Origin of the sequence: Pseudomonas sp. GM84 (genome assembly GCF_000282535.1) — a bacterium.
Classification (GTDB): Bacteria; Pseudomonadota; Gammaproteobacteria; order Pseudomonadales; family Pseudomonadaceae; genus Aquipseudomonas.
The window spans coordinates 1-10,113 of sequence record NZ_AKJC01000355.1 but is presented as its reverse complement, the minus strand read 5'-3'; the positions used below and the strand labels follow the sequence as shown (position 1 = coordinate 10,113).

Here is a 10,113-nt window from a genome sequence, read left to right as displayed (position 1 = left end):
GCTCCCACAGGAGGATCACCACCCCCAGGCTTGCGTTGTGCCTGTGGGAGCCGCGCTTGCCGGCGATGGGCCGCGAAGCGGCCCCAACATCGAAAGCGGCCACGACCCTAGCCGGCCTTCGCGGATGCGGCGAAAGGGAATTTGTTCAAAGCCAGGTAAGCAGATCGCCGTGCAGGTATGGCATCATATGGCCATCATTCATATGCCGAGACTGATGATGGAACTGGTAAGTCAAGAAAAGATAATGCAAGTGCTCGACTGGGCATACGAGCGATCCGTAAATGGATTCTCCGCTCTTGATTCCGCCGAGGAGCTCGCAGCCAGCTACGCCAAGGAGGAAGGCTCTGCCTACGATCAAGCTAACTCCCTGATTCGCTGGCAGAACACCAAATCGGCCACTTCAGGCTTCATTACCGGCCTGGGTGGGTTGATTACACTCCCCGTCGCGTTGCCCGCCAACATCACGAGCGTGCTTTTCGTACAAATTCGCATGATCGCCGCCATCGCTCACCTGGGTGGCTACGATGTCAAGGATGACAAGGTTAAGGCCTTGGTCTTCGCCTGCCTCACAGCCAACTCAGCCAAGGAACTGCTGAAAGACATCGGCATTGTCGTCGGCAACAAGCTGGCGATGAACGCGGTGAAGTCGATTTCCGGCAAGACGCTGATAGAGATAAACAAAAAGGTAGGCTTCAAGCTGTTCACCAAATTTGGTGAAAAAGGTGTGATCAATCTCGGTAAAGCCGTGCCCCTGCTGGGTGGCTTGATTGGAGGAAGTTTCGATGCTTACACGACCAATGCCATCGGTAACGTAGCGCGAGATACATTTACGCCAAAAGAGGTCGCGTCGGCATAACGGTCTGGCATCGGCCACATTCGACTCGGATGCTCAAGAAATACCGGCCGCTAGACTGGTCGCTTTTGGCCGGCAGTTGCCGACTACGCCGAAGGGCAGCTTTGGGTCGGAAGCACAAAGTAGACCTCTGGATGTTGGGGCGGGTGGTCCCCCTGTGGGAGCAACTGTCTTGCTCAACTTCTAAAAGTTGATGCGATTGCTGTGGGAGCGGGCTTGTCCCGCGAACACCGGCAAAGCCGGTGCCATGCTCCGCGCTGCCTCGCGGGGCAAGCCCGCTCCCACATGGATCACGCTGAGCCCTGCAATTGGGCTGTATTCTCGGCAGGTGGCCGCTATCCCAACTCTACCCATGACATAGCAGGTCATCGGCACCGCTTGCTACGACAACTTTCATTCTCTAGCGCTTGGCGTCAGTTACCTCGCCAAACAGCACAGTGGTGTATTTCTTGGAAACAGCGCCGCTTCTCTGGCCGTTCGCGCCGTAGTACCGATCTTCACGACATAGCCCCTCCTTAACGTCGCAGAAAATCCCGTTGGCAAAAGTAAATTCGGTCAGATCTACGTTGCTGGACGTAAACACCTCAGTCGCCGCAGCCTTCTTGCCTAGATACTGCTCTGTCAGCGCCTGGGAAATCCCCTTGTCATTGGCGCATACGTAGCGGTCACAGAGCACGCCCGACGCAGGTGATTGGATCGTAGCCTGGTCCTTGGCGTGTGCGGGCATCACGCCCACGGTAAGCAGCAGCGCCAGAGAAAATGAAAGATTTGATTTAGTCATGTATCAGTCCCTTTTATGGGTTTCAGATTTATGCGAAAGGCTGCCGTGGGTCGATTGCGGCCATGCTCAAGTTGATCAGGCATAATCGGCCATCCACCCAGGACAGAACCTTATGAATCCCTACTTGCAAGAAGTCATTGACCTGCACGAACAGATCGAGGCCCTCTTCCGCTCAGGTGAGGCCCAGGTAGAAGGGATGGTCGAGCGGTTCCATCCGGACTTCTCCATGATCACGCCTTCCGGTGTCGAGGTCGGGCTGCAGGATGTAGCCGTCCTGTTCGCCCAACGTGCAGGCAGCCAGCCTGGATTGAGCATTGAGCTCACCGAACTGCAGGCCTTGGCACAGTGGCCGGACGGTGCGCTGATTCGCTACCGGGAGACGCATCGGCGGCCTGGCCAGGACGCAACGACACGGATCTCGACTGCACTTTTCAGCCTTCAAGGCGACCAGGTGCTATGGCGTCATCTCCATGAAACCTGGGCCGCGTGAGCCTTCGTACAGGCGGCCCTTCCCTGGCCTGATCTGCCTGGATCAGGCGAGTGCCTTGCAGGCCTCGCCTGTTCCGCCTACACGACGAACACGATGCGCTCTGCGGTACTGCGCTGCCAGGCCGCTTCGACCTCGCTCAAGGGCACGGCCTGCGCCTCGACCTTCATCCCGGCCGGCTTGATCGCGTTCAACAGCTGCCCGACCACCTTCACCAAACCTTCGTTGGAGACACTGCCCAGGCCACTGCCGAGCATCTCCAGGCCGGTGCCGCGCAATACGCTGGGGTTCATCGGCAGGGTCGCGCCAGCAATCGCGCCAATATTGACGAAGCGCACACGGGGCGCGGCCTCTCGGCTGGTATGACCGCCTAATGCATCGAGGATGCAGGCAGCCGGTTGCCCCCACAGGTAATCCAGCACGATGTCGACGCCCGGCCCGCGAATTTCATCGCGCAACGCAGCGGTCAACTGCTCGGCAGGCTGGTCCAGGCAGATGAAGTCGTCCGCGCCCAGTTCGCGCAATTCTGCTTCCACAGCACGATTACGTGCAGTCGCCACCACACGCGAAGCACCCAAGTGCTTGGCTACCTGAATCGCCAGGCGCCCGGATGCACCGGCAGCGCCGTTGATCAACACACGCTCGCCCGGCTTGAACCCTGCCCGCTCCTGCAGCGCCGACCAGGACGACATCCCTGGGTTGGCGATCGCCGCGGCGGTGATGTCATCGATGTCATCCGGTATGGCCACGCAGCAGCGCGCATCCACGGCCACGGTCTCGGCCATGGCGCCGATGGGGGCCCGAGGGAAGGCGAAGTACACGCGGGTGCCGTCCTCGAGCAGGCCGACACCATCGGCACCGGGTACCAACGGCAAGGTCTTGCCACTGCTGTAGTGTTTGCCGCTGGCCTGCGCACGCACCAACTGGCTGAGCGCGGCGGCACGCACCCGCACCAGCACCTCGCCCGCCGCCGCCTGCGGCGCGTCGATATCGCCATAGCGTGGGGGTTGGTCGAAGGCGTGAACGATGGCTGCTTTCATGAATGGACTCCTAAGGGGTGATCGGGGGGGCCGGCGTCAGGCGTGCCAGCAACGGTACCAACCGTCCTGCTCGGTAATGTGCAATTCGGTCTGGTAGAGATCGGACAGCGCAGCGCTGCTGAGCACTTCGCGTTTCGGGCCATCGGCGACGATGCGGCCTTGGTCGAGCAACACCACCCGCTCGATCTCGGGAATGATCTCGTCGATGTGGTGGGTGGTAATGATCATTGCGTGGTCTTGCCCACAGAAGTTTCTCAGCAGCCTGAGCATGCCCAGGCTCGCCCCCATGTCCAAGCCATTGGCGGGCTCGTCGAGGATCAGCGCACGGGGCTCGTGGACCAGGGCGCGGGCCAGCAGCAGACGGCGTTTCTGCCCCGTGGAAAGGCGCTGGAACATGGTGTGCTCGTGCCCCTGCATTTCCACGGTCGCCAGCAGCTTGCGTGCCTGCTGCAACTGCTCGTCGCTCGGCTGCATGTGGTCGTGAGCGCCGATGGCACCGAAAAAACCTGACACCACCACATCGATGGCCTGGGTGTAGGGGGTGTAGTCCTCTTGCAGATCCTGGGAGACAAAACCGATCTGGCGGCGCAACGCCCACAAGTTGACCGTCTCGTTGCCGAACAGCCTCAGGTGGCTACCGGCACGCTCGACCGGATACAACTCACGGCCGATCAGCTTGAGCAGCGTGCTCTTGCCGGCGCCGTTCGGGCCGAGGATGGCGACTTTCTCGCCCGCGCCAATGTGCAGGGAGAAATCTTCCAACACGCGGGTGTGCTGCTGGTAGGCGGTGACATTGTGAAATTCGATCATGAATTACTCATCAGCGTTCGTCAGCTAAAGCGGTGCGGTAAAGGCCGCATGTTACGCAGAAACAAAATCTGGAAAAGTCCCTGTAATCGAAATGAAGTTCGGACGGCGCCGGCTTGTGACCGACGCCGCCGAGCTCCGCGTGGGGGAATGGCGCCACAAAGCACGGGTAGTGCCTGCAGCGGCATGCACATCCTGCCATGGCGAAAACGAAGCCAGGCGATGAACCTGGCGTCGTCATGCCGACGTCCGGTCAGCATTACCGGTACCGCCTCAGGCGGCGTCTTGCGCCTGGCTCGCCGACGCAGCACGGCGCGACGGCGCGGTCTCTCGAAGCGCACTGGCGACCAGCAGGCCGAGCAACGCCCCGCCCAGCGCCAGGTAAAGGGTGTACTGGATGCCATGCTGCTGGGCGATGAAGCCGGCCAGGGCCGGCGCCACGCCTCCGCCGAACACCTCGCCGATGCCCACCACCAGGCCCGTGGCGGTAGAGACCAGCGGCAGTGGCACCGACTCGCTGGTGATCGGCCCGACGGTCATGCAGATCATGCTGAAGTTGAAGAAGGTGGTCAGGAACAGCAGCCCGAACAGGGTCAGCGGCTCGGCGCCGGTGCGCATCAGCAGGCCGATGCACAGTGCCGTGGCGACGAAGCTGCCGAGCACCACCGGCTTGCGCCCTATCCGATCGGACAACCCCGGCAGTACCAGCTGGCCGATGAAGCCGCCCAGCCCGATGGCAGACATCACGAACCCCATCTGCTGCAGGCTCAGGTGCAGGTAGTCGGTGAGGTAGTTGGGCATCATCACGCTGAGCACGAACAGGCTGGTGAGCATGCAGAACATGCCCAGGATGTTCAGCACCACATTGCGATAGCGCAGCGCGTCCAGCCAGCGGCCTTGGGCCTGCCCTTCCCCTTCATTGGCCACCGGCGCCACGCGGGTTTCCTGCAGGCGCCGATACATGAACCAGGCCAGGATGAAGCCTGGCAACGAGACCACCACGAACACCCAGCGCCAGGACGGCAGCACCAGCAACAGTTGGGTCGCCAGCACCGGCGCCAGACCCAGGCCGAGGATCGGGAAGAACGCCTGCTGGATACCGATGTTCAGCCCACGCCGACGCGGGTGCGAGGATTCCGCCGTGGCGGCGATGGCAGTAGGCGTGAACGCCCCTTCCGATACCCCCATCACCGCACGAATCAGCAACAGTGCAGCGACGCCATTGGCCAACCCGGACAGGCCGGCCAGCAGGGAAAACAGCAGCACCGCCGGGATCAGCACCTTGCGCCGGCCGATGCGGTCGGACAGCCGGCCCATGAAGATCGAGGAAATCCCCCAGGCGATGGCCAGCACCGCCGAGATATTGCCCAGGTCCTGATAGTCCAGGTGCAGGTCCGCCATCATCACCGGAAACAGCGGCAGGATGATGAAGCGGTCCAGGCCGACCAGGCCGAAGCCCAGGGCCAGCATGGCCACGGCGGTGTATTCGTAACGCACATTCCACGTCTTGTCGTTGTTCTGCATGGTAGAGGTACTCAGGGCTGTGGGCGGCGATCAGAAGTAGAACAACGCTTCGATCAGGGTGGTGAGTTGCGAGCGGTCTCGACCGTTGCCATAGGGGCGGTCATGCTCGCGGGCGTCGAACCAGTCGTAACGCAGTTCCGGGCGCAGCGAGAGGTTGCGGCTGACGTCCCAGCGCAGGCCGGCCGTGAGGGCGTTGAAATCGCCGCGGCTGACGCTGGTGGGGAACAGGATGAAACCGTCCGGGTCGCTGAAATGCTCACCGCGCACCGAGAACGAGAGGTCTGGGCGGTATTGGTAGGTCAGCACCGCATTGGCACCCCACCAATGGGCCCCGTCGAAGCCTGGGCCGGTCACCACATCCACGGTCGAGGCCTTGCCATCGCCCTGCTGATGGCCATAGACCAGCTCGGCCCCCATCGACCAGCGCTCATCGAACTTGTGCCAGCCATTGAGCGAGTGCTGCTGCTTGAGCTGGCCGCTGTCGGCGATCAGGCGCGAGGTCGGTGCCTGCACATCGCTGACGCTGTCGTTCTGTTCGTCGCCGACGATGAATTCGTAGTCGACCCAGGTGTTCATGTCCGGCGTGCGCCAGCGCAGCGCGCCGATCAGCGACTTGCCGTCGTTGTTGTCACGCAGGTTGTTCCAGCCCTGCACCACGCCCAGCTCCAGGCCAAGGATGCCGGGATGGCCGTCGAGCAACCGGGTGCCCACCAGCACCCCGGAAACCGTCCCCGGTTCGCTGACGAAGGCGTAGGTCTTGCTGGCGAACGGGTTGCGGGCCTGGCGGATGTTCGGCGGGATCTCGTAGCCCAGCGCCGGGCCGAACACCCCGGCCATGAAGTTGAAACCCGGGCCATAGGGAACATAGGCCGTGGCGGCGATGTTGGGGATGGCCAGGAAGCGCTCCTTGTCCCGCTGCGCCTTGGCGTTGTCATCCTCGTTCATGTTCCAGTGCATGTCCCAGCCGAAGGTCCGCGCAAACTGCGCGTTGCGCCCATAGTTGGCCTCGAAGGTGAAACCGAAGGCGAACGCTTCGGGTTTTGGACCCGGCAAGGGCGTGATACGCGGCACGAAGGTGCCCTTGAGTGCCTTGTCGACGAACAGGTGCAGGCTGCCCCACTCCAGGCCTTCGTCGGACATGCCGGTAAGCGGCAGATTGCTCAGGCCATCCTCGCGTTCATCGTGGGTGGAGCGGTTGTTGCGCACGTAGGCGATATCCAGCAGGTTGGAAACGGTGATGCCGTAGTCACGTTCCAGGCTGTCCCCGAACAGCCCTTTGAACAGGGTGCCCTCCCCCGGCGCCGGTGCTTCGGCGCCATGGCATTCCACAATCGCGAGGGCGGCCAGAACCGCACCAAGCGCTTTCACCTTGATGTTGTGCATCGATCTGTCTCTTGTTGTTGTTTTCAGAACGTTGCCGCAGGGAACGCGTCCCTGCGGCAGCGGGACCTACACCTGTGTGGCGAGTGGTGGGTGGATACTGGTGACGCTTTCGGTTGGCGCGATGCCCAGGTCGCGCGCCAGTGCATCCAGCAGTTGCGGCAATTCACCCAGGTCGCTCACCGCGCCGTAGAGATAAAAGTCAGGGCGCACCAGCACGGCCTGCAGCCCGGCGTCGGCGAAGTAGCGGTGATACTTGCCCGACAGGTCGCGGCAAGTGCCGGGTGCGCCATCGAGGCTCAGACGCACGCTTTTCACCTGCAGGTGCTCAAGCAGGGCCTGATGCGCAGGGCTCAATCCGGCCAGTGGATCGTCACCGACGCTCAACAGGTGGAAACCGCGACCGAACGCATCGTCGAAGCGCTGGTTGCGCCCCTCGTGCTCGATCTGGCCATGCACGCCCAGCGTGCCGGCTGGCCCCACGGCGGTACCCGTGTGCGGGTCCTTGAACACGGCGCCATCGACCAGGCCAGGGAACGGTGGCAGTGGCGGCACTTCGCCGGCGAGGAACGCCGCGTCACGCTCGGCCGCCTTCTGTGGGTCGGCCACACAGACCACCTTGCCCATTTCCACCGACGCATCGATCACCGCGCGGATCTGCGGTTTGCGCTCCAGGGTGTAGCTGTCGAGCAAGCTGTCGTCGCACAGGCCCTTGAAGATCAGGTCCAGGCGCCAGGACAGGTTCCACGCGTCACGGATCCCCGAGCACATCCCCTGCCCCATGAACGGCGGCATCAGGTGCGCGGCGTCGCCGGCCAGCAGCACGCGTCCATGGCGCCAGGTCTGGGCGATGCGTGAGCGGAACTGGTAGACGGCATGGCGCACCAGCGTGGCGGTGTCCGGGGTGACCCAGGGCGACAGCAGTTCCCAGACCTTGGCCGTGCTCTGCAGGTCTTCCATGCTTTCGTGAGGCAGGCGCATGAACTCCCAACGCCGGTATCCCGGCCCCCCAGGGACCATGGTGGTTGGCCGCGCCGGGTTGCACCACTGGCCGATGTCCGGCACATCCAGTGCGATACCTGGCTTGGGCTGCAGGTCGACTACCAGCCAGTCTTCCTGGAAGCCCAGGTCCTGCCAGTCGATGCCGCATTGGCGGCGGATCAGGCTGTTGGCGCCATCGGCACCGATCACGTAGCGGGCTCGTACCTGGCGCTCTTCGCCCGTTTGCGCCTCGCCTTCACGCGGGGTGCGCTGCATGCGCAGCTCGCAGCCTTGGGCGTCCTGGCTCAGCGCCAGGACTTCCCAGCCCTGATGCACTTCGACGTTGCCGATGGCCTTGGCGGTGCGATCGAGGATGGCCTCCAGGCCAGGCTGGTTGAACAGGTAGCCGAACGGCCCGTCACTGATCGACTCGGCAGACCAGTCGATCTCCACCAGCACCTTCCAGTCGGCGTTGAACCACTGGTAGCAGGCGGAGGGCTGGGAAATCTTCTGCAGTTCGTCTTCCAGCCCCATCATGCGAAAGACGCGGCGGATCTCGTGGTCGTGGAACACGGCGCGCGGCAGCGGGTAAAGCGATTGCCAACGCTCGTACACGGCAACGCTGTAGCCCATGCGCCCGAGAAGGATGGCGAGGGTCTGTCCGACAGGGCCGTAACCGACGATTGCTACGTCTAGGATCTTGTTTTCGTTCATCTGTGCTGACCTGAAACCGGTGGGTTTTAGGCAAGCCGCTGCCCGCCTCCCTGGAGGCCAGGAAGGTGCTCGGGCCATGCGCGGCCTGCGTCGCTGAGGCGTTATGCCTTGACGGGCGGGTTGTCCGTCTCGGTATTGAGGACGAAGTACTCGGGGACGTTCGGGCCCCACAGGTACAACGAGTTCTCAGGCGGGAAGTCGCCTGCCGGCCATTGACTGCCAGCGTCGATGAAGTCCATGTCCGCCGAGTATTCGCAGAACGATCCCCACGGATCACGGATGTAATGGAAGTAGTTCGAGCCCAGGCAGTGCCGCCCGGTGCCCCAGCCTTCCCGGTAGCCCGCATGGGCCATCTGCTCGGCGCCGTTGCCTACGTCGTCGACGCTGTCGACTTCCCAGGCAGCGTGGTGGAAGCCCTTGGCCGTGCTCTTGCAGAACGCCACCAGGTGGTGGTCGCAGCCGTGGGGCGCGTGGGTGAACGCGATGATGTCCTGGGAGTGGTCGGACAAGCGCAGTCCCAGGGCACGGCCATAGAAGTCCACGGCGCGCGCTACATCGGGACTGAACAGCAGCACATGGGACAAGCGCCGCGGGCGTACCTGCACCACCGCGTCACGGGTGGTGGCACCGCGCACGGCGGCTTTCGCGGCAGGCACCGGGTGCTTGCTGTCGGGCATGTGCTTGGCGCCGACTTTCACCTGCAGCAGGTTGCCGTCAGGGTCGCGGAACCAGAACCCCTCGCCGTCACCGGCCTCGAACCGGGCGCCAGCGGCTTCGGCCTGCTCGCGCAGCGCGGCATAGTCTTGGGCAAAGCAGCTCAGGCTCAGGTACGCGAGGCACTTGCTCTGGCCCGGCAGTACGCGCGCCCAGCGGTGGCCGTCGGCGGCCGTCAGGTCCAGCCCGGCAGGATGCTCGCCGACTTCAAGGCCGAAGCTGGCGAAAAAGGTTCGCGCGTCAGCCAGGGACGGCACGTACAGCGCGTAATGATCGATCGAATGCACACCACGGGTCGTGATCGCCATGATCGCCTCCAGTTTTTGTTCTTCGTCGAAGCCTCGGAGCGGGAGGCTTCGATCTGGCCGGGAATGCCCGGAATCAATCAAGCTTCGTCGACGACGGGGTTGACCAAGGTGCCGATGCCTTCGATGGACACTTCCACGATATCACCGGCCTTGAGGTAGACCTTCGGGTCCATGCCAAAGCCCACGCCTGCAGGGGTGCCGCTGACGATCACGTCACCTGCCTCCAGGGTCACCGCCTCGCTGAGGGTGGAGATGATGGTGGCCACGTCGAACAGCATGTCTTCGGTATTGGCCGACTGCACCACTTTACCGTTGACTCGGGTCTGCAGCAGCAGGCCTTTGCCACCTGCCGGCAGCTCGTCGGCGGTCACCAGGTCCGGGCCGAACGCGCCGGTGTCATCGAAGTTCTTGCCCACGGTCCACTGCGGCGACTTGAACTGGTACTCACGCACGGAACCTTCGTTGAACAGCGCGTAGCCCGCCACGTGCTCCAGCGCCTGCGCCTTGCTGATATGGCGGGCGCC

General features: G+C 63.1%; 10 protein-coding genes. 2 read left to right on the top strand and 8 right to left on the bottom strand.

Annotated features, from left to right (window positions below; genetic code table 11):
- Positions 1-124 precede the first annotated feature (124 nt).
- Positions 125-856, top strand: coding sequence for an EcsC family protein (locus PMI38_RS25445; protein ID WP_085988541.1), 732 nt, complete (start codon positions 125-127; stop codon positions 854-856).
- A gap of 397 nt (positions 857-1,253) precedes the next feature.
- On the opposite strand, the gene PMI38_RS25440 is transcribed toward PMI38_RS25445, so the two are convergent.
- Positions 1,254-1,634: a YcgJ family protein gene (locus PMI38_RS25440; protein ID WP_008100757.1), complete on the bottom strand. Its 381-nt coding sequence runs from the start codon at positions 1,632-1,634 to the stop codon at positions 1,254-1,256.
- Positions 1,635-1,746: 112 nt separating this feature from the next.
- Here PMI38_RS25440 and PMI38_RS25435 point away from each other — a divergent pair, with 112 nt between their 5' ends.
- A complete protein-coding gene (locus PMI38_RS25435; protein ID WP_008100754.1) occupies positions 1,747-2,124 on the top strand; it encodes a DUF4440 domain-containing protein in 378 nt (125 codons plus the stop codon).
- 77 nt (positions 2,125-2,201) lie between these two features.
- Here the strand turns inward: PMI38_RS25435 and PMI38_RS25430 are convergent, their stop codons facing one another.
- The 7 genes from PMI38_RS25430 to PMI38_RS25400 all read right to left on the bottom strand — a co-directional run.
- Positions 2,202-3,161, bottom strand: a complete 960-nt coding sequence (locus PMI38_RS25430) for a quinone oxidoreductase family protein (RefSeq protein WP_008100752.1) — start codon at positions 3,159-3,161, stop codon at positions 2,202-2,204.
- Between the two features lie 36 nt (positions 3,162-3,197).
- Positions 3,198-3,971: an ABC transporter ATP-binding protein gene (locus PMI38_RS25425; RefSeq protein WP_008100749.1), complete on the bottom strand. Its 774-nt coding sequence runs from the start codon at positions 3,969-3,971 to the stop codon at positions 3,198-3,200.
- Positions 3,972-4,241: 270 nt separating this feature from the next.
- Entirely contained in the window at positions 4,242-5,492 is a 1,251-nt protein-coding gene (locus tag PMI38_RS25420) for an MFS transporter (RefSeq protein WP_008100748.1), read from the bottom strand.
- 30 nt (positions 5,493-5,522) lie between these two features.
- Positions 5,523-6,875: an outer membrane beta-barrel protein gene (locus PMI38_RS25415; RefSeq protein WP_008100745.1), complete on the bottom strand. Its 1,353-nt coding sequence runs from the start codon at positions 6,873-6,875 to the stop codon at positions 5,523-5,525.
- 66 nt (positions 6,876-6,941) lie between these two features.
- Complete coding sequence (mhpA, locus tag PMI38_RS25410; protein WP_008100743.1) at positions 6,942-8,567, bottom strand: bifunctional 3-(3-hydroxy-phenyl)propionate/3-hydroxycinnamic acid hydroxylase MhpA; 1,626 nt, start codon at positions 8,565-8,567, stop codon at positions 6,942-6,944.
- Between the two features lie 101 nt (positions 8,568-8,668).
- Positions 8,669-9,589: a VOC family protein gene (locus tag PMI38_RS25405; RefSeq protein ID WP_008100741.1), complete on the bottom strand. Its 921-nt coding sequence runs from the start codon at positions 9,587-9,589 to the stop codon at positions 8,669-8,671.
- 77 nt (positions 9,590-9,666) lie between these two features.
- Positions 9,667-10,113: fumarylacetoacetate hydrolase family protein (locus tag PMI38_RS25400; protein WP_008100739.1), on the bottom strand; the 447-nt coding region annotated here is incomplete at its 5' end.

What these genes read in the sequence shown, in the direction of transcription:
- PMI38_RS25405 (WP_008100741.1), bottom strand. Translation starts at nt 9,589, where the DNA reads ATGGCGATCACGACCCGTGGTGTGCATTCGATCGATCATTACGCGCTG.
- PMI38_RS25415 (WP_008100745.1), bottom strand. Translation starts at nt 6,875, where the DNA reads ATGCACAACATCAAGGTGAAAGCGCTTGGTGCGGTTCTGGCCGCCCTC.
- PMI38_RS25420 (WP_008100748.1), bottom strand. Translation starts at nt 5,492, where the DNA reads ATGCAGAACAACGACAAGACGTGGAATGTGCGTTACGAATACACCGCC.
- PMI38_RS25425 (WP_008100749.1), bottom strand. Translation starts at nt 3,971, where the DNA reads ATGATCGAATTTCACAATGTCACCGCCTACCAGCAGCACACCCGCGTG.
- mhpA (WP_008100743.1), bottom strand. Translation starts at nt 8,567, where the DNA reads ATGAACGAAAACAAGATCCTAGACGTAGCAATCGTCGGTTACGGCCCT.
- PMI38_RS25440 (WP_008100757.1), bottom strand. Translation starts at nt 1,634, where the DNA reads ATGACTAAATCAAATCTTTCATTTTCTCTGGCGCTGCTGCTTACCGTG.
- PMI38_RS25445 (WP_085988541.1), top strand. Translation starts at nt 125, where the DNA reads ATGCGGCGAAAGGGAATTTGTTCAAAGCCAGGTAAGCAGATCGCCGTG.
- PMI38_RS25430 (WP_008100752.1), bottom strand. Translation starts at nt 3,161, where the DNA reads ATGAAAGCAGCCATCGTTCACGCCTTCGACCAACCCCCACGCTATGGC.
- PMI38_RS25435 (WP_008100754.1), top strand. Translation starts at nt 1,747, where the DNA reads ATGAATCCCTACTTGCAAGAAGTCATTGACCTGCACGAACAGATCGAG.